This window comes from Kitasatospora sp. NPDC056273 (genome assembly GCF_042268845.1).
Classification (GTDB): Bacteria; Actinomycetota; Actinomycetes; order Streptomycetales; family Streptomycetaceae; genus Kitasatospora.
Window position 1 is genome coordinate 1 of record NZ_JBHJSJ010000079.1, and the last position, 19,865, is coordinate 19,865.

9 protein-coding genes are annotated in these 19,865 nt (G+C 73.3%); 3 read left to right on the forward strand and 6 right to left on the reverse strand.

Annotated features, from left to right (window positions below; genetic code table 11):
* Window positions 1-313 precede the first annotated feature (313 nt).
* The 5 genes from cyaB to ACFCY1_RS38305 all read right to left on the reverse strand — a co-directional run bounded on the left by cyaB (window position 314) and on the right by ACFCY1_RS38305 (window position 6,263).
* Window positions 314-868 (reverse strand): class IV adenylate cyclase, encoded by a 555-nt coding sequence (gene cyaB / locus ACFCY1_RS38285; RefSeq protein WP_181970582.1) that lies wholly within the window; start codon window positions 866-868, stop codon window positions 314-316.
* A complete protein-coding gene (locus tag ACFCY1_RS38290; protein WP_375877515.1) occupies window positions 865-1,935 on the reverse strand; it encodes an aldo/keto reductase in 1,071 nt (356 codons plus the stop codon). Before ACFCY1_RS38290 ends, cyaB begins: the two co-directional genes overlap by 4 nt.
* 10 nt (window positions 1,936-1,945) lie before the next feature.
* Window positions 1,946-3,973 (reverse strand): B12-binding domain-containing radical SAM protein, encoded by a 2,028-nt coding sequence (locus tag ACFCY1_RS38295; protein WP_375877516.1) that lies wholly within the window; start codon window positions 3,971-3,973, stop codon window positions 1,946-1,948.
* Window positions 3,974-4,067: 94 nt separating this feature from the next.
* Window positions 4,068-5,513: an NF041680 family putative transposase gene (locus ACFCY1_RS38300; RefSeq protein ID WP_375877517.1), complete on the reverse strand. Its 1,446-nt coding sequence runs from the start codon at window positions 5,511-5,513 to the stop codon at window positions 4,068-4,070.
* A gap of 258 nt (window positions 5,514-5,771) precedes the next feature.
* Window positions 5,772-6,263: an ATP-binding protein gene (locus ACFCY1_RS38305; protein ID WP_375877518.1), complete on the reverse strand. Its 492-nt coding sequence runs from the start codon at window positions 6,261-6,263 to the stop codon at window positions 5,772-5,774.
* 191 nt (window positions 6,264-6,454) lie between these two features.
* Here ACFCY1_RS38305 and ACFCY1_RS38310 point away from each other — a divergent pair, with 191 nt between their 5' ends.
* Entirely contained in the window at window positions 6,455-7,780 is a 1,326-nt protein-coding gene (locus tag ACFCY1_RS38310; RefSeq protein WP_375877519.1) for a tetratricopeptide repeat protein, read from the forward strand.
* Window positions 7,781-8,054: 274 nt separating this feature from the next.
* Here the strand turns inward: ACFCY1_RS38310 and ACFCY1_RS38315 are convergent, their stop codons facing one another.
* Complete coding sequence (locus ACFCY1_RS38315; protein WP_375877525.1) at window positions 8,055-8,624, reverse strand: helix-turn-helix domain-containing protein; 570 nt, start codon at window positions 8,622-8,624, stop codon at window positions 8,055-8,057.
* 180 nt (window positions 8,625-8,804) lie between these two features.
* Between ACFCY1_RS38315 and ACFCY1_RS38320 the strand changes: the two genes are divergently transcribed.
* Complete coding sequence (locus ACFCY1_RS38320; protein ID WP_375877520.1) at window positions 8,805-9,794, forward strand: alpha/beta fold hydrolase; 990 nt, start codon at window positions 8,805-8,807, stop codon at window positions 9,792-9,794.
* Window positions 9,795-10,349: 555 nt separating this feature from the next.
* Window positions 10,350-19,817, forward strand: a complete 9,468-nt coding sequence (locus ACFCY1_RS38325; RefSeq protein ID WP_375877521.1) for a type I polyketide synthase — start codon at window positions 10,350-10,352, stop codon at window positions 19,815-19,817.
* Window positions 19,818-19,865 lie beyond the last annotated feature (48 nt).

Here is a 19,865-nt window from a genome sequence, read left to right on the forward strand (position 1 = left end):
GGTATTATATTTTGGGGGGGGGGGGGGGGTTGTGGCGGCGTCTAAACCCCACTCAACCGCGCGGGCCGGGCCCGGCCCCCGCCGCCCCCCGCGCCGGAGAAATGCCGCAAGCACCGAGGCAACGTGGCCCGCAGAGAGGTTTCGCAGGAGCGTGCAAAGGCCTGGAAGTGCGGTTGCGGCGTGCTCCAGGCAGGCCTGGAGCACGCCGCGAAAAAAGCCTCACCACTCGGAGGTAAAAAGCAGAACACCGCAACATCCGCACGGCGCCAAAGGGTCCGGTGCAGGTATATCGGTACGGTCGTGCGCCCGTTCGTCAGGCCAGCCCGAGGGTGAGATGGGGGTAGCCGGCGTGGATGCGGTCGCCGAGCTTGATGTCGAGGCCGGCGATGAAGGATTCGATCTTCTCGGTGGCCTCCTCAACGGTTTCGGCCTCACCCTTGTACTCGAACTCGATGAAGTCTCCGAGGTCGCCCACACTGTCAAAGGCGACGGCGATGCTGTCGATGAACCACTCTTCGCGAGTCTTGTCGACCGTGGTGAGCTTGGTGAAGTCGAGGGAGTCCAGGATGTGCTGGACAGCGGTGGCGTCGGAGACGGTGCTCTCGAACTCGTCGCAGTGGGTCTTGATCTCCTCCTCCAGCGGGTACCACCGCTTGAAGTTCAGGGAGGAGATGCCGTCCTCGATACGGATCCGGAGCCACTCGGAGATCACGTCTCCGGAGAGGAAGTCCTTGTGGGGGGCGTTGTAGTAGTGGTCGACCTGGCGGGTCGGCCGGCCGGCCTTGCCGCCCCGGGCGGTGAGCTGGTCCTTCAGCTCCTGGGGGTCGCTGAGGAGCTTGAACTTCTGTTCGACTTCGGTGTACTTCACGGGCTTTTCTCCTGAGTGTCGGTCAGCGAGGCGATGGTCTCGCGAACGAACGCCATGACGGATTGGATCTGGTCGATCTCGGGGGCTGTGAGCGGATCGCCGACTGCGGCGACGTTGACGCTGATCTGCTGGGCGGTGCGGAAACCGACCAGCAAGGCGGCGTTTTCGGATCGCTGGAGGGCGTATTGGAGAGCCATGCGGGTCAGGTCGGCCCGGGTGTAGCCGAAGTCCGCTCCGAGTTGCCTCAGACCGTGCCGCACAGCCCCCACGGCTGCCGGGCTGAACTTCGGGTCGCCTCGGCGGTGGTCGCCCAGTGGGAAGGTGCGCGGGAGATCCGTGCGGTGGGCGCCGACCAACAGCCCCTGTCCGAGTGCCTGCTTGATGAGAACGCCGACGCCGCACTCGTTGGCGAGGTCGAAGATGTCGGCGTCCATGGGCTCGTACAGGGGACTGAGCATGTTGTAGCGGACGGTCAGCACGTCGGGCTGGACGACGGCGAACCTCAGCATGAACGCGGATGCCTCCGCACAGCGCGGGTGGCTGACGTCCTCGGCCCATGCCAGGCAGAACTCGTGCGGGGCTCGCATGCCGATGGCCTTGATCAGGCCCTGATCGCGCAGTTCCCGGAGGGTCTTGGCGGCCTCGCCGAGGTAGCGATGGTCGGGGCCGAAGTCGGAGCTGTGGAGGGAGTACAGGTCGAGGTAGTCGGTGCCGAGGTTGTCCAGGGTGGCGTCGAACTGCCGGAGGATCTGGTCTCGCTCGTACGGGTGAGCGGCATTTCCGCGGACATAGCCCACCTTGCTGGAGACGGTGAGCCGGTCGCGGTTGGCAGTAGTCAGGAGCCTGCCGACCAGGCGCTCGGACTGGCCGAGGCCATAGGCGTCGGCGGTGTCGTAGAGGGTGATGCCGAGGTCGTGGGCGCGGACGAGGGCACTGTACGCCTCGTCCTCGTCCACTCCGGTCCAGCCGACCGGGACGCCGTCGTTGGTAGCGAGGCCGCCGATGGTCCAGCATCCGGCGCCGATCGCCGAGACATGGCCGAGGCCGGGCACGTAGCGCTTCTCCATGGTCGTCTCCTCAGGTTCCGCAGGGGTCGGAGGCGTTGATGGAGCGCCACTCGGAGGTCTGCTCCCAGCGCAGGTACTCCTTGTCGAGGATGGCGGCGAAGTCCTTGGGGATGTTGCGCAGGACGTGCTCGACGCCGCTGGCCATCTTCTTCGAGAGGGCCTTGAACTCGTCTTCCAGTTCGGTGCGCACACGGGCGCCGAGGGCCGCTTCCGCACCTTTCTCGCCGGGCACCGGCGGGGTCTGCTCGATCGCGTCGATCATGCGGCCGAAGACCTGGTAGGCGGCGTACTTGAGGACGATCCGGGCGGCTCGGACGATGCTGCGGGGGTCGCCGTCGAGCATCTTCTCCAGCGACTTGAAGGTGTAGTCCAAAGCGAAGTTCCTGTCGACCCAGAGCTGGGCCCACTGGCTGGCGACGCCGATCCGCCAGTCGGCGAACCGGGAGTCGACCCGGCCCATGGACGGCCGAACCTCGCCGGTGAGCCCGGCAGCCTGGGCCCGCTTGGTGTAGGCGGCCCCGACCAGGCACTCCATGCTGACGAGCATGTAGGAGATGCCGCTGTGCAGGGGCCTGCCGGAGGATGCCCAGGCCACCCACTCCGGGTCCTGGACGCCTTCGACGATCTCCCGGATCGGAAGGTTGGGCATCGGTCGTAGGAGGAGGTCGGTCCGACCCTGGTAGGCGTAGGTGGCTTTCAGCTCCTCGAACGTCATGAGCTGGTCGAAGCTGATGTACGTGAACCTGGTGGGGACACCGAGCGCCGACAGAGTGCGGATGGCGACGGCATTCTGCTCGCCGGTGGTCTCCTTGTTGAACCGCTCCAGGATCGAGTCGACTCCGGACTCGACGCCGAACAGGCAGCGTCGAAGGCCGTGTTGCACGAGCCGGCGCCACATGTCGGCGCGCTCGCGGTGCCAGGCGGTGTCCTGGTCGACGCGGCAGCTGGTCTCCCATGTGAAGCCCGCGTCGTGGAGGGTGGAGCCCATGTTCAGGGCGCGGGGCACCGCGCCATCGTCGCGGCCGATGAACTCCTCGTCCACCAGGTAGAGCGTCCGGGAGACGTGCGGGTACCTGTCGAAGATGTGCCCCATCTCCTCGAGGAGCCACGGGAAGGCTTCCGGGTGGCTTCCGAACCAGGTCCCCTTGTGGCCGCGCGGACAGAACGAGCAGTAGTTGGTGCAGCCGCGAGAGCCCTCGGCCTGGGCAACGCCCTTGTGCTCGAAAGTGGCTGGCAGGAGGTCCAGTTCGGGGAAGATGTCGTCCTGCGAGTTGCTGACCGGTTTGGCGGTGCGGCGGCGGCTGATGATCAGAGTGCCCTCGCCGCGTGCGGCTCCGTTGTAACCGATGCCGTGGACCTTGTTCAGCGGGATGTCACCGTGCCAGTGGGCGAGGAGGTCTTTGATCGTGGGCTCGCCGGCTCCCCGGGCGACCAGGAGCTTGGGGTAGCGCTCCAGGAGGAGGGCTTCGTTGCGGGCGGTGAGGCTGCCCCCGGCGATCACCATCGGCTGGGATTCGAGGGAGTAGGCGGCGTCCAGCAGCTCGGTCATGAGGTCGTGCTGGCCGAAGGTCGCGCTGATCCCCAGGATGTCCGGCCGGTTCTCGGCCACCGCCATGATGAGGCCGCTCAGCGTGGTGCCGAGCTGCATGTCGAGGAGGGAGACCTCCCCGGTGAGCGTGGACCGGGCGGCCCTGGCCACATCGCTGACACCGAGAGGGAAGCGGGGCAGCGGGAAGTGCTCGGGGTGGTAGAGCGCGGCGAGCAGGACGGTCGGCTTGGTGAAGCGATGGACCGCGGCGTCGTCGAGGTTGGCCAGGGACAGCCAGGAGTCCGGCGTGTCCATCTCGATGTGCCCGGTGATCCAGGTCGGCCAGTAGCGGGTGTCGTGGTTATGGCCCGAGAGGTCGGCGACGACCCAGCGGGCGTCCGGCTGTTCGATCAGCACGAGCCGCCTGTCGAGAGTCCCGGCCACGAGGACCCGGCTGGCGTGGTCGCCGAGGTGTTGGGTGAGGTGGTCGCGGAGCTCGACGGGGTTCACGAGAAGCCGGTCGGTCTCGGTCGCCGAGACAGTCGGGGCCTCGGGCGCGGCGAGCTGCAGGGCTTCGCGCAGGCGATCGATCTGAGCTTGCCGTTTAACCCTGGTGCGCTTGGTGTTTCTTGATCGTCTTGGCGCGTTTGACGGTCTTGCCGACGTCATGGCGCTTGGCTCGGTGCTTGTTCTTCGAGCCTGGAGGCCGTCCTGGCCCCGGTCGGGACGGTTTCGGTGCGGCTGCTGGGCAGGTGGCTGTCGCGCGGATGTTGCGAAACCCCCGGCGGACGCGGGCAGGGGTGAGGCGCCGTTGCTCGGCCGGTCGTTCCCAGGGCCTGCGGAGGTCCTCGGTGAGGGGCCGGGTGAGGCGGAGCTGGGTGTGGGCGGCGATGATCAGCCAGGTCCACAGGTCGGCAGTGTCCGCGTGGCGAACCTTCGGGGCGGTCCAGCCCAGGGTCTGCTTCATCAGCCGGAACGTGTGCTCCAGGTCGAATCTGCGGAGGAACAACTGCCACCAGCGGTCCACGTCCGTCGGCGTGGCGCCGGCGGCCGAGCACCACAGCCAGACCGGCTTCGGGTCGCGATCGCCCGGCAGTCGCTCGACCTGCAAGCGCACCAACGTTCCGTGCAGGACGGGCAGTTCTTCCTCGGTGCGCTCCAGCCAGGGGCCTCGGTGGGTGAGCCGGGGGTGCATCCGGTCCCAGGCCATCGCCTCGGCCTTGCCGTAGCGGGTGGTGTCCGTAGCCGTGGTGACGTCGGGCTGGTGCCAGCTTTCGGGCTTGGCGAAAGTGAGGACGCCGCCGTGTCGGCGGGGCCGCCCGACCTTCGGTCCGGGGCGGGCCGGGCCCGGATCGCGGAGCATGACCCGGTCCGAGCGAAGCCGTCCGACAAGCACGACCGGCAGGTCGGCCAGGGCGTGGGAGAGGTAGGCGACATCGTAGCCGGAGTCCATGACGACCAGCATCTGTGGATCGTCCGGCGTCCACTGTCCTGCCCGGATCAACCGCTCGATGACGTCACGTAGTTGGATGGTGGTCACGAGCGTTGCGTCGTCCGCAGGGCCCAGTCGCACGGCGTCCAGCAGTGCGACCCAGGAGGTGCGTCCGGCTTCCAGAGCGGCGACGAAGGAGTAGGGCCAGCCGGGGACGAGCTGATCGCGGGTGCGATCGCCGCGTTCATAGACGTGGCAGAAGAGACGGTTGTTGCTGGTGGGGGCATCGGGCCGCAGCCAGTTGGACACGTCGACGGCCAGCATGATCCGCCCGTCCGCCGCCTTCGGCAGCGGCAGCTCGGCCAGGGCCCGGCGCAGGCGCGTCGGCTCCAACCAGCCACGGTCCAGCGCCGCATACAAGGCGCCGTGCCCGCGCCGGTGCTCGACGGCCAGTGACAGCTCGACCAAAGTCTTGACCGGGCCGTCCGCGCACAGCACCGCATCCGTGAGCTCGAACAACGCATCCGCGCGGGCGTACAGACAGTCGTAGAACTCGACCCGAAAGCGGGACAGGACGTCCAATGCCCCGCCCGCAGGCACGTTGGCTGGAAGACTCATAAGCAGCGGCCGTTCCCTCGTACTTCGTGACTCGACATCTCGAAGCATGGGGAACGGCCGCGTCGCATGCTCCCCGATCCCGGAGATCTCAGCAGGTCGAGTGACCCTCGAGGTTAAACAACAAGCTGAGGGCGTGTCGTGCGTTCGACGCGGGTGGTCACTGGTGTCTCTCTCCGGAGTCGGCGGGATGAGGGTCACGGAGGCGTGACGGATCGGCCCGGCACGGGGATGTTCCGTGCGGGTTGAGAAGGAGGGGGGTTAGGCGGCCGAGAGGATCCGCGCCCGGATGAGCGGGCGGACCTTGTTGACCGAGATGATCTGCCGCAGCACGTTGCGGCGGGCCTGTTCGCGGGCCAGGGGCTGGAGGGCGACCTCGGCCCAGACCCACTTGCCGGTTGAGGTGAGCTGGGCTCCGTGCCGGTTCGCCAGTGCGGCGATGAGCCACAGGCCGCGTCCGGACTGGTCGTCGGGCGCCGCGTGACGGCCGGACGGCAGGGCCGCACTGCTGTCCTGGACCCCGACGGTCACCATCCGGGTCCGGGTGTTCAGCTGGAGGGTGAGCACGATGGTGTCCGCGGTGGTGTGCTCGACGGCGTTCGTAACCAACTCGGAGGTGATCAGGTTCAAGTTGTCGTGCGCCTCTTCGCTCATGGAGATCCAGGCCCGGATCGTGTGGCCGACCAGGTCCCTGCTCTTGGGAACCGACTCGTTGACACGGGGCAGGGCGAATCGGCGGAAACGCACGCTCATGACGCAACACCTCGGGCGGGGATCGATGGCATGGCCGTGTTTGAACCTGGGAAGAGCCACCCAGCCAGGGCTTTCGGCCCTGGGCGGCTGACGTACAGTCAATGCCGCGTCACCGTCCGCGAATAGGTGCCAGCCTGTATGCCGCTTGTGAGCCAGTTGTAGGCCGACTTGTAGTCCAGGGAAGGGGCGCCGTGTCGGAAGATGTCTCCACTGGCGAGATGATCAAAAGGGCACGTAGCGCAAGGGGCTGGTCGCAGGAGCGTCTCGCCATCGAACTGGGAAAGGTCGAGGGCAGAGGAGGGAAGGGGCCGGGACGCGGACAGGTTTACCGATGGGAGAAGCAGGGGCGGGCACCGAAGTACTGGTGGCCGTTTCTCTGTGAGGTACTTGGGTTCGGATCATCTGATGATGCGCCTGCGGCGCAGGTTGACGTGCCCGAGGGTGGTGTGGGCGATACCGTGAGCTCAGTCCTCGCGCTGGGAAGGAGCGAAGTGCTTCGCCGGGAATTCATGGCCTCCTCCAGCGGCTATGCGCTCGCGGCCCTTGGCCTGCCCGATCTGGACAGCATCACCCGCAGGGTGACGGCCAACTCCGGTGCGACGGTCCGGGTCGGCCAGGGTGAAGTCCTTGCTGTCCGGCAGATGGTCAAGTCGCTCGGTGACGCGGCGGCGGAACTCGGCGGCGGTCATGCGCGGCACCTTGCCGTCCAGTACCTCGTGGAGAACGTCAGTCCATGGCTGGACGGCGCCTGGTCCGAGTCCGTCGGGCGCGGACTCTTCGCCGGGGCCGCCCAGTTGACCCACCTCATCGGATGGATGGCTCAGGACGAGGGCAACCATGGCGTCGCCCAGAAGTACTACGCGCATTCGTACCGGCTGGCCGCCGAGGCCGGCGACGCGGAACTCGCGGCCACCGCGCTCCGCGGCCTCGCCGTGCAGGCCATCGCTCTCGGCTACCGGGCCGCCGCTGTGCGGATCGCGGAGGAGTGCGTTGACCAGGCGAAACGCCTGGACGACCCGAAAGCCCTCGCCTACTACGAGACCACCCTCGCCGACGCCGCGGCCCAGGACGGTGATCGGATCACGGCCACCCGTTTCCTCGGCACGTCCCAGCGGCACATCGAGCGATCCTCGCCGACGCCCGGCGACTCCTGGGCGAGCCACTTCAGCATCGGTCGCTGGGCTCATCATTCGGGGATGATCCTCGCCCAACTCGGCGACTACGAAGCGGCCCAGGAGCATCTCCAAGTCGCCCTGGACGTTCACGGTCTCGACCGGCGCCGTAGCCATGCGATCGTTCTGGCCGACCTGGGGGCGGTGCAGGTCCGCCAGGAGAACTACGGAGCCGCCCTGTCGACGTGGTGTGAGTTCCTCGTGCTGGCCGAAGGCCTCCGATCGGTGAAGGTGGACGACGCCGTGACGGACATGCGCGCCCGCCTTGCGCGCATTCGGACCGTCCACGGCGCTACGGAACTGGACGAGCGGGCCGCCTTGTTCCTCGCAGGGCGTTCGGTCTGAAGGCCTGCGGTCAACAGGGTCGCCGCAAGGACTCCGTTGCCGGCCGGATCGACCTGGGCCGGCTCGGGCGGCCCTGGGAGGGCGTGCTTTCGACGTCCGTGACGAGGACGTGGCTCGCCTTTCACCGTTCGTGCGGAACCGCATCAACCTGCTCGGCCGGTGCTCCTTCCGGCTCCCCGACCGGCCCGGCGGCCTGCGGCCACTGCGTGGTCCGGACGCCACCGGGGCGTGATGCCGCAGGCGCCGTTGCGGGGCCCGGGCGCTGTGCTCCGGATTACCGGGCGCCGCGGTCGGGGGTTGGGGTGCGCGGTCGTAGGCGCTCTCCCTGCGGTCCGAACATGATCAGGTATTCGACCGGTCCGCCGGGGCCGGCGTTCGCGACTCCGTGGGCGGTGCGGGTGTCGAACTCGGCCACGTCCCCGGCGCTCAGGACGAGGTCCTGCTCGCCGAGCGCCAGCCACAGTCGGCCGTACAGGACGCACAGCCATTCGTACCCGTCGTGGGAGACCTGCCGCGGCCGCGCCGGGGGTGCGTCGACGGCGGGGAGGACGTGCTTGTGGGCGTGCAGGCCCCCGACGTAGCGGGTCAGCGGTAGCACCGCCTTGTCGCCGCCGGAGCGCCGCGGCGCCGGGGCGCGCGGTCCGGTCGCCGCGGGTGCGGTGCCGGCCAGCTCGTCCAGGGAGACGCCGTACGCCTTCGCGAGTTGCAGCAGCACCTCCAGGGTCGGCTTGCGCCGACCGGTCTCGATCCGCGACAGCGTGCTCAGCGAGATGCCGGTCGCGCGGCTGACGCCGGTGAGTGTGGCGCCGTGCCGCTCGCGCGCGGTCCGCAGCCGGGGGCCCATGGCCGCCAGCGTGTCGGCTGTGCCGTCGTCCGTCACCGTCGCCCCGCTCCCTGCGGCCGTGCCGCCTTCACCGCCCTTGTCCTGCCAGTTTGCCACGATGGCAAGGGTGTTCGCGTCGCGCGGCCGCCGCGCCGCATGATCGGCGGGTACCCGCGGCCGCCCGTGAACCGAGGAGAAGCGATGCACCAGCCCGCGCCGTCCACCGACCTGCGCCACCGCACCATCGAGGCACCCGCCGGGCGCCTGCACCTGGTCGAGCAGGGCACCGGACCACTGGTCCTGCTCGTCCACGGCTTCCCCGAGTCCTGGTACTCCTGGCGCCGCCAACTCCCGGCCCTCGCGGCGGCGGGGTGCCGGGCCGTGGCGCTCGACGTGCGCGGCTACGGCCGCTCCTCCAAGCCGGCCGCGACGGACGCCTACCGGATGCTCGACCTGGTGGAGGACAACGTCGCCCTGGTGCGCGCCCTGGGCGAGGAGAGGGCGGTGGTCGTCGGGCACGACTGGGGCTCCAACATCGCGGCGGCCTCTGCCCTGCTCCACCCCGAGGTCTTCCGCGCCGTCGCACTGCTGAGCGTCCCCTACGCGCCGCCCGGCGGCCCCCGCCCCACCGACGTCTTCGCGCGGATGGGCGGCGACCAGGAGTTCTACGTCTCGTACTTCCAGGAGCCCGGCCGGGCCGAAGCGGAGATGGAGCCCGACCTCCGGGGCTGGCTCGCGGGCTTCTACGCGGCCATGTCCGCTGACACCATGCCCGCCCGGGGCGAGCCCGACCCGCACTTCGTGGCCCGCGCCGGCGGCCGGCTGCGCGACCGCTTCCCCGGCGGCAGGCTGCCCGCCTGGCTGACCGAGGACGACCTCGACGTGTACGCCGGGGAGTTCGAGCGCACCGGCATGACCGGGGCCCTCAACCGCTACCGCACCATGGACCGCGACTGGGAGGACCTCGCCCGGTACGCCGGAGCCCCGATCAGGCAGCCGTCCCTGTTCATCGGCGGTGCCCTGGACGCTTCCACGACCTGGATGGCCGACGCGATCGAGGCCTACCCGACCACCCTCCCCGGCCTGGCCTCCACCCACATCCTGGACGGCTGCGGGCACTGGATCCAGCAGGAGCGCCCCGAGGAGGTCAACCGTCTGCTGACCGCCTGGCTCGCCTCCCTCCAGGACTGAACCGCCGGGTGTGCCGCGCGCCCCCCGGTGCGAGCGGGCCGGTCACCTCGGCGACGGCCTGTCAGTCGCGCACCAGTCGCGATCCGGCCTGGATGTTCCTCAACCCCTGTGTAGTACTTGGCTGTTGTGGCCTCCTCCGAGGTCGTGGCCCGGCCCTGCGTGGTCGCCGGGCCGCCGCCCCCGGCGCTGTTGCGGCACGGTCCGGGCCCGACCCGGAGCGCGCCGGAGTGGTGGTCCGCGGGTGTCCGCCCATGGATGGTCGTGGCTCGGAGGCTTCGGGCGGCCCTCCGGGCGGCTCGCCGCAAGGTGCCCGGTATGTCGGGTATGTGCGGGCCCCTTCGGGGTTCAGCAACGCACGATCATGAACCCCCGGGACGGGTTCCGGTGGTGTGCGGGCGGGCGCATCCTCGTGGGGCGGGCATCGGCGTCGAGGTGGCGGCCGGGATCTCCCGCGACCGAACCCGCCGGTTCAAGGGCGGACCCGGGGCGACGACCCGGTGGTCCGTCGGGGCCTTCCGGTGGTCGGCCGTCTGATTCTCACTGCGGGGGGCATCGATGATGGACAGTGCTGGTTGTCGTGGCGGGCGTGAGCTCCCGGCGCGTGCGGTCGCGGTGGTCGGGGTCGGCTGCCGCTTTCCGCAGGCGGACGGGCCGGAGGCGTTCTGGCGGCTGCTGCGCGGCGGTGGTGACGCGGTGGTCGGGCGGCGGGGCGGCCGGGGGCCGGCACGCGGGGGGTTCCTGGACGGGGTGGACGGATTCGACCCCGAGTTCTTCGGCATCTCGCGGCGCGAGGCCATGGCGATGGACCCGCAGCAGCGGCTGGCCCTCGAACTGGCATGGGAGGCGCTGGAGGACGCCAGGACCCTGCCGGGCGCCCTGGAGGGCAGCCGGACGGGCGTGTTCCTGGGGGTGATCGCGGACGACTACGCGACGCTGCTGCACGGGCTGGGCCCCGACGCGGTGACCGGGCACACCCTGACCGGGCTGCAGCGCGGGGTGACCGCCAACCGGATCTCGTACACGCTGGGCCTGCACGGTCCGAGCCTGGTGGTGGACACCGGCCAGTCGTCCTCGCTGGCCGCCGTGCACCTGGCGTGCGCGAGCCTGCGCGGCGGCGAGTCCGAGCTGGCGCTGGCCGGCGGGGTGAGCCTGGTCCTCGCGCCGGAGAGCACCCGGGCGCTGGAGCGGGCCGGAACGCTGTCGCCGGACGGGCGCTGCTTCACCTTCGACGCCCGCGCCAACGGCTACGTCCGCGGTGAGGGCGGCGGGGTGGTGGTGCTCAAGCTGCTGGAGGCCGCCGTCCGGGACGGCGACCGCATCCACGCCGTCATCCGCGGCAGCGCCCTGAACAACGACGGCGCGACGCAGACGCTGCCGACCCCGGGCCGGGCGTCGCAGGAGCGGGTGCTCCTGGAGGCCTGCGTCGACGCGGGCGTCGAGCCGGGCGAGGTCCAGTACGTCGAGCTGCACGGCTCGGGGACGCGGGCCGGCGACCCGGTCGAGGCCGCGGCGCTCGGTGCGGCGCTGGGCTCGGTGCGCGGCGAGGGCGATCCGCTGCTGGTCGGGTCGGTGAAGACGAACATCGGCCATCTGGAGGGCGCGGCCGGGATCGCCGGGTTCATCAAGACCGTCCTGTGCCTCGCCGAGCGCGAGCTCGTGCCCAGCCTGAACCACGTCGGGCCCGGCGAGCGGGTTCCGCTCGACGAGCTGCGGCTGCGGGTGAACACCGAGGCCGGGGCCTGGCCCTCGCCGCACGGTCAACTGGTCGCCGGAGTCAGCTCGTTCGGGATCGGCGGCACCAACTGCCATGTGATCCTGTCGGATTGGCCGGGCGTGGACGCAGCCGACACGGCCCCCGAGGAGAAGGAGGAGGCCGGGGCGCTGCCCTGGGTCCTGTCCGGGCGGGACGAGCCCGCGCTGCGCGACCAGGCCGAACGGCTGCGCGCCCATGTGGCGGCGCGTCCGGCGCTCGGGGCGGCCTCGGTGGGCCGGTCGCTGGCCGTCACCCGCACCGCGTTCGAGCACCGCTGCGTGGTCGTCGCGGACGACCGGGACGGCTTCCTCGCCGAACTCGCGGACCGGGCGGCCGGGCGGCCGTCAGCGGCCGTGGTGGAGGGCCGGCACGAGGGGTCGCCGGTGCGGCCGGTCTTCGTCTTCCCCGGCCAGGGCTCGCAGTGGACGGGCATGGCGGCGGAGCTGATCGAGACCTCCCCGTTCTTCGCCGAGCGGATCGACGAGTGCGCCGAGGCCCTCCGCCCGTACGTGGACTGGTCGTTGGCCGATGTCCTGCGCGGGGTCCCCGGTGCGCCGCCGCTGGAGGGCGACGAGGTGGTCCAGCCCGCGCTGTGGGCGGTGATGGTGTCGCTGGCCGCGCTGTGGCGCTCGGCCGGGGTGGAGCCGGCCGCCGTGGTGGGGCACTCGCAGGGCGAGATCGCCGCCGCCACCGCCGTGGGCGCGCTGTCGCTCCGGGACGGTGCGCGGATCGTGGCCCTGCGCAGCCGGGTACTGAACCGGATCGCGGGCGGTGGCGGCCTGTTGTCGGTGGACCTCCCGGCCGAGCGGGTGGAGCGGGACCTCGCGGCGGCCGAGCTCGCGGGAGTCGACCGCGCGGCGGCCGGCGGCCCCGGGCTGTCGGTCGCGGCGGTCAACGGCCCGGCGCACACGGTGGTGGCGGGGCCGGCGGCCGCGCTCGACGCGCTGGCCGCCCACTACGGGCAGCGGGTGCGCACCCGGCGGATCCCGATCGACTACGCCTCGCACAGCGCGGCCGTCGAGGAGCTGCGGGACGGCCTGCTCGCCGCGTTCGCCGGGATCGCCCCGCGCTCCACCGACGTGCCGTTCCACTCGACCGTCACCGCCGGACCGGTCGACACCGCCGAGCTGGGCCCCGGGTACTGGTTCCGCAACCTGCGCGAGCCGGTGCGGTTCGGGCCGGTCGTCGAACGCCTGCTGGACGCGGGCCACTCGACCTTCCTGGAGATCAGCCCGCACCCGGTGCTGGCGATGGGCGTCCGGCAGGCGATCGACCTGCACGGCGGGGACGGCGCCGCGCTGAGCACGCTCCGGCGCGGCCACGGCGGCCGCCGGCGGTTCCTCACGGCGGCGGCCGAGGCCTTCGTCCGGGGCGTCCCGGTCGACTGGTCCGCGCTGCTGCCCGCCTCGGCGCCGCTCGCCGACCTGCCGACCTACCCGTTCCAGCGCCGCTCCTACTGGCCGTCCGGGATGCCGGGGGCCACCGGGAGCGAGCGGGCGGACGAGGGGACGCAGACGCCGGCGTCGACCCCGGCGCCGGTTCCGGCCCTGGACGGGCGGTCGGTCCTGGAGCTGGTCCGGAGCCTGACCGCCGTCGTGCTGGGCACGGGCTCGGCCGCTGACGTCCGGCCCGGGCGGACGTTCCGCGAGATGGGCCTGGACTCGGCCATGACGCTCGAACTGCGCGACCGGCTGGCGGCCGCGACGGGGCTGAACCTGGAGAGCACCGTCCTGTACGACCACCCGAGCCCGGCCGCCCTCGCCGCCGCGATCGGCGCGCTGACGGCGAACGACGAGGCCGAGCCGGAGAGCGACAACGCGGCCGAGCCGGAGGCCGAAAGCGACGGCAAGACCGAAAACGACGACGAGGCCGACGACCCCGTGGTCATCGTCGGCATGGCCTGCCGCTTCCCCGGCGGGGTGCGCTCGCCCGAGGATCTGTGGGACCTGGTCGACGCCGGCACCGACGCCATCGGCGACTTCCCCGACGACCGGGGCTGGGACCTGGCGGCGCTCCACCACCCGGACCCGGACCGGGCCGGCACCTCCTACGTCCGCCGGGGCGGCTTCGTCCGGGACGTCCCGGACTTCGACGCGGAGTTCTTCGGGATCAGCCCGCGCGAGGCCCTCGCCATGGACCCGCAGCAGCGGCTCCTGCTGGAGGTCGCCTGGGAGGCGCTGGAGCGCGCCGGGATCGACCCCACCGCGCTGAAGGGCAGTCGGACCGGCGTGTTCGCCGGGGCGATGCACTCCGGCTACGGGCCGAGCATGGAGGCGGCCGGGCCCGGCGTCGCGGGGCACCTGCTGACCGGCACCAGCGTGAGCGTGGTCTCCGGGCGGATCGCGTACGTCCTCGGGCTGAACGGGCCCGCGCTGACGGTGGACACCGCGTGCTCGGCGTCGTTGGTCGCGCTGCACCAGGCGGTGCGGTCGGTCCGGGCCGGGGAGTGCTCGCTCGCCCTGGCCGGCGGGGTCACCGTCATGGCGACGCCCGGCATGTTCGTGGAGTTGTCCCGCCAGCGGGTGCTGGCCGCCGACGGCCGCTGCAAGGCGTTCTCCGCCGGGGCGGACGGCACCGGCTGGGGCGAGGGCGCGGGCATGGTCGTGGTCGAGCGGCTCTCGGACGCCCGCCGCCACGGCCACCCGGTGCTGGCGGTCGTGGCCGGCAGCGCCGTCAACTCCGACGGCGCCTCCAATGGGCTGTCCGCGCCCAGCGGGGTCGCCCAGCAGCGCGTGATCGAGGACGCGCTCGCCGACGCCGGGCTCGCGCCGTGGCAGGTCGATGCCGTGGAGGCGCACGGGACCGGCACCGCCCTGGGCGACCCGATCGAGGCCAACGCCCTGCTGGCCGCGTACGGGCAGGGCCGGGAGCGGCCGCTGTGGCTCGGGTCCCTCAAGTCCAACATCGGGCACGCCCAGGCCGCGGCGGGCGTCGGCGGCGTGATCAAGATGGTCCAGGCGCTCCGGCGGGGTGCGCTGCCCGCCACGCTGCACGCCGACGAGCCGTCCCCGCACGTCGACTGGACGGCCGGCTCGGTGGCCCTGCTCGACCGGGCCCGGCCCTGGCCGGAGACCGGGGAGCCCCGGCGCGGCGGCGTCTCCTCGTTCGGGATCAGCGGCACCAACGCGCACGTGATCCTGACCGAGCCGCCGGCCGGGCAGCAGCCCGGGCAGCCGACCGGGCCCGGGGCGGCGGGAGAACCGCCGGCACCGCCCGTGGTGCCGGTCGTGCTGTCGGCCCGCACCCCGGAGGCGCTGCGGGAGCGGGCCCGCGGGCTGGCCGACGGGCCGCTCGACCCGGTCGCCGCCGCGCCGGCCCTGACCGCCCGGACCTCCTGGGACGAGCGTGCCGTGGTGGTCGCCGCCGACCGGCCGGAGGCCGAGCGGGCGCTGGCGGCGCTGGCCCGCGCCGAGGAGGCTCCCGGCCTGGTCACCGGCCGGGCCGGCGAGCCCGGCCGGACCGTCCTGGTCTTCCCCGGCCAGGGCGGCCAGTGGCGCGGGATGGCGGCGCGACTCGCCGCCGAGAGCCCGGTGTTCGCGGCCCGCCTGGCCGAGTGCGAGCGGGCGCTCGCGCCGTACGTCGACTGGTCGTTGGCCGACGTCCTGGCCGACGCCCCGGCCGAGGCCCGGACCGGCGCGCCGACCGGCGCGTCCCCGCTCGACCGGATCGACGTCGTGCAGCCCGCGCTGTGGGCGGTGATGGTGTCGCTGGCCGAGCTGTGGCGGGAGGCCGGGGTCGTCCCGGACGCCGTGGTCGGCCACTCCCAAGGTGAGCTCGCCGCCGCCGTGGTGGCCGGGGCGCTCTCCCTGGAGGACGGCGCCCGCGCCATCGCGCTGCGCAGCCGCCTGGCCGTCGACCTGATGGGCCGGGGGGCGATGGCCGTCGTCCCGCTGCCCGCCGCGCGGGTGCGGGAGCGCCTCGGCGCGCTGAGCATCGCCGCGGTCAACGGACCGGCCGTCACCGCCGTGGCCGGCGCCCCGGACGCGATCGCCGCCCTGGTCGACGGGTACCGGGCCGAGGGCGTCAACGCCCGGGTGATCCCGGCGGCCTTCGCCTCGCACTGCCCGGCGGTCGAACCGATCCGGGCGGAGCTCCTGGCCGGGCTGGCGCCGCTGACGCCGCGCGGCGGCGGGATCGCGCTGATGTCCTCGGTCACCGCCGACTGGCAGGACGGCGCCGGGCTGGACGCGGCCTACTGGTACCGGAACCTGCGGCACACCGTGCGCTTCCAGGAGGCCGTCCAGGCGCTCGTCGCCTCCGGCCACACCACCTTCGTCGAGGTCGGCCCGCACCCGGTGCTGGGCGGCAGCATCGGCCAGATCCTGGAGGAGGCCGGTGTCGACGGGATCGTCACCGGCTCGCTGCGCCGCGACGACGGCGGCCTGCGCCGCTTCCTCACCTCCGCCGCCGAGGCCCACGTCCGCGGTCTGCCCGTCGCCTGGGAGCGCCTCACCGGTGCGGCGGCCGGCCACGTCGACCTGCCCACCTACCCCTTCCAGGGCCGCCGCTACTGGCTCACCGGAGCGGCCGGGCCGACCGGCACGGCCGACCTCGGCCAGGCGCCGGCCGAGCACCCCCTGCTCGGCGCGGCCGTCGAACTCGGCGACGGCGAGACGGTGTTCACCGGACGGCTGTCGGCCCGCAGTCACCCCTGGCTGGCCGACCACGTCCTCGCCGGGACGGTCGTCGTGCCGGGCACCGCGTTCCTGGAGCTGGCCCTGCACGCGGGCGCGAAGGCCGGGACGGCGCGGATCGAGGAACTGACCGTCGCCACCCCGATGGAACTGCCCGCGGACGGCGCCGTCGACCTGCGCGTACGGGTGTCCGGCGCGGACGGCGACGGGCTGCGGACCTGCCGGATCTCGGGCCGGGCGACCGGCGGCGGCGAGTGGATCGAGCACGCCACCGGCACCCTGAGCGCCGACCACATCCCTGCCCAGGCCCCGGCCCCGCTCCGGAACCGGGCCGCCACCGATTGGCCGCCGACCGGCGCGACGCCGGTGCCGGCGACCCGGATGTACGAGGACCTCGCCCTGCGCGGCCACCAGCCAGGGCCGGCCTTCCAGGGCCTGCGGGCCGCCTGGCGGGGCGCCGGCGGCGAGCAGTACGCCGAGGCCGTCCTGCCCGAGCCGGCGGAGGCCGACGCCGGGTCCTACCGGCTGCACCCCGCCCTGCTCGACGCCTCCCTGCACGGTCTGATCGCCGCCGCCCCGGGCCACGAGGGGCGGCCCGTGCAGCCGGTGCGCTGGCGCGGCGTGTCCCTGACGGCCGCTCCGGCCGGCGGCCGGACGTTCCTGCGAGTGCAGGCCGGGCCCGCCTCGGACGGCGGCCTCCCGCTGGCCCTGCTCGACGCCTCGGGGGAGCCGGTGGGGCTGGTCGAGGCAGTGGAGCTGCGCCCGGTCACGGCGGGGCACCCCGACCCGGCCGCCGTCGCGCGCGACTCGCTGTTCGCCCTCGGTTGGGAACCGCTGCGGGAGTCGGAGTCGGAGCCGGTGTCGTCGCCGGCCGGCCCGGTGCCGGTCGTCCCGTGGGACGCCCTCGACCCGGACGCACTGCTCGCGGCGGCCGACCCGGACACGCCCACCGTGGTGGACTGCCCGACCGGAGCGCACGGACCGCACGGACCGCAGGACGCCACCGACCCGGCGACGGCGGCCAGGACCGCCGTCCACCGCACCCGGGACCTGCTCGCCCGGTGGCTCGCCGAGGACCGGCTCGCCGGGTCCCGCCTGGTGCTGGTCACCCGGGGCGCGGTCGCCGTACGGCCCGGCGAGACCGTCCGGGACCTCGCCCAGGCGGCGGTCTGGGGCCTGGTGCGCACCGCCCAGGTCGAGCACCCGGGCCGGTTCACCCTGGTCGACCTGGCCCCCGGCACCACCGTGCCCGAAGGCACTCCCGCGACCGAAGGCGCCCCCGAGGTCCCGGCCGCCGTACTGACCCCGGAGGAGAACCAGCTGGCCGTCCGCGACGGCGCCGTCCTGGTGCCCCGGCTGGTGTCCGCCGTGGGCGATCCCGCGCTGCGGCCCCCCGAGGACGCGGCGGCCTGGCACCTGGACATCCCCGAGCGCGGCACCCTCACCGGCCTGGAGCTGCGCCCCTGCCCCGAGGCCGCCGCCGAGCCCGGCCCCGGCCGGGTCCGGGTCGCGGTCCGCGCCGCCGGGCTGAACTTCCACGACGTCCTGGGCGCGCTCGACATGCACCCCGGCGATCCGGGCCCGCTCGGCCTGGAGGGCGCGGGCGTGGTCACCGCGACCGGGCCCGGGGTCACCGGCCTGGCCGTCGGCGACCGGGTGACGGGCCTGTTCCCGGCCGCGTTCGGCACGGTGGCCCAGGCCGACCAGCGCACCCTGGTCAGGATCCCGGACGACTGGTCCTTCACCCGGGCCGCCGCCGTGCCGGTCGCCCACCTGACCGCCCTGCACGCCCTGGTCGAACTGGGCGGCGTGGGTGAGGGGGACCGGGTGCTGGTCCATGCCGGGGCGGGCGGCGTCGGCCTGGCCGCCGTCCAGCTGGCCCGGAACCTGGGCGCGGAGGTCTTCGCGACCGCGAGCCCCGCCAAGTGGCCCGCGCTGCGCGCCCTCGGCCTCGACGACGACCACCTCGCCTCCTCCCGCGAGCCTGGCTTCGGCGCCCGCTTCAGTGCCGGCCCGGGTGCCGGCCCCGACGCGGGCGACCGGGGGATGGCGCTCGTCCTGAACTCCCTGACCGGCGAGCTCGTCGACGAGTCGCTCCGGCTGCTGCGTCCCGGCGGGCTCCTGGTCGAGCTCGGCCGGACCGAACAGCGCGACCCCGCCGAGGTGGCCGCCGCGCACCCCGGCGTGCGCTACCGGGCGTTCAACCTGCTCCAGCTGCCGCCCGAGCACCTCGCCCGCCTGCTGGAGCGGACGGTCGAGCTGTTCGCCCGGGGCGCGTTCGGCTGGCCCGCCGTCACCGACCTGGACGTCCGGCGGGCGCCCGAGGCCTTCGGGCTGCTGCGCCAGGGCACCCACGTCGGCAAGGTCGTGCTCACCGTCCCGCCGGTCCTCGACCCGGACGGAACCGTCCTGATCACCGGCGGGACGGGCGCCATCGGCCGGGCCGTGGCGCGGCACCTGGTCACCGGGCACGGCGCCCGGCGCCTGCTGCTGGCCGGCCGCCGGGGAGGCGATGCGCCGGGAGCCGCCGAGCTGGCGGCCGAACTGACCGCGCTCGGCGCCGAGGTGGCGTTCGCGGCCGTGGACGTCGCCGACCGGGCCGCCGTCGCCGCGATGATCGCGACGGTCCCCGCCCGGCACCCGCTGACCGCCGTCATCCACGCCGCCGGCGTGGTGGACGACGCGCCCGTCGCCTCGCTCACCCCCGCGCGGATCGACCGGGTGATGCGGGTCAAGGCCGACGGCGCCTGGCACCTGCACGAGCTGACCGCCGGTCACCCGCTCACCGCCTTCGTCCTGGTCTCCTCGGTGATGGGGACGCTCGGCGGAGCCGGCCAGGGCGGCTACACCGCCGCCAACGCCTTCCTCGACGGGCTCGCCCGGCACCGCCGCGCCCAGGGCCTGCCCGCCCTCGCGCTGGCCTGGGGCCTGTGGGGCGACCCGGACGGCATGCTGGGCGCCCTCGGTGACGCCGACCGCGCCCGCTTCGCCCGGGCCGGGCTGGTGGAGATCGACCCCGGGCACGGCCTGGCCCTGCTGGACGCGGCGCTGCCGTCACCGCACGCCGTCCTGGTGCCCGCCCGGCTCGACCGCGAGGTCCTGCGCGACCTCGGACCGGACCTCCCGCCGGTGCTGCGCGAGGTCGTGGCGTCCGCCGGGGCGGGGCGGGGCGGGAACGGCCCGACGCCACGGCGGCACCGCCCGCTGCGCGAGGAGCTGGGCGGCCTGACCGCCGGTGAACGCGCCGACGCCCTGGCCGACCTGGTCCGGACCCACATGGCCGCCGTCCTCGGCTCCCGGCCCGAGGCGATCCCGGACGACCGGCCGTTCGGCGAGCTCGGCTTCGACTCGCTCACCTCGGTCGAGTTCCGTAACCGCCTCGGCACGGCGACGGGGCTGAAGCTCCCGCTCACCCTGCTGTTCGAGGCGCCGACGCTGCCCGAGCTGGTCGCCGTCCTGGACGCCGGGCTCGCCCCGCCCGTCCACGAGACCGGGCCGGCTCAGGGAATCGAGCCCGAGCCGGCCGCCGGGGAGTGCGACCAGGACGCGACGGCCCTCGACGAGGACGTGGCGGCCCTCGTCGAGGCCGCGACCGCCGAGGAGCTCCTCGACTTCATCGACCGCGAGCTCATCTGACCCCGGTCCGCCGCCCCACCCCCCACCCCCTACGACCACGAGCCCACC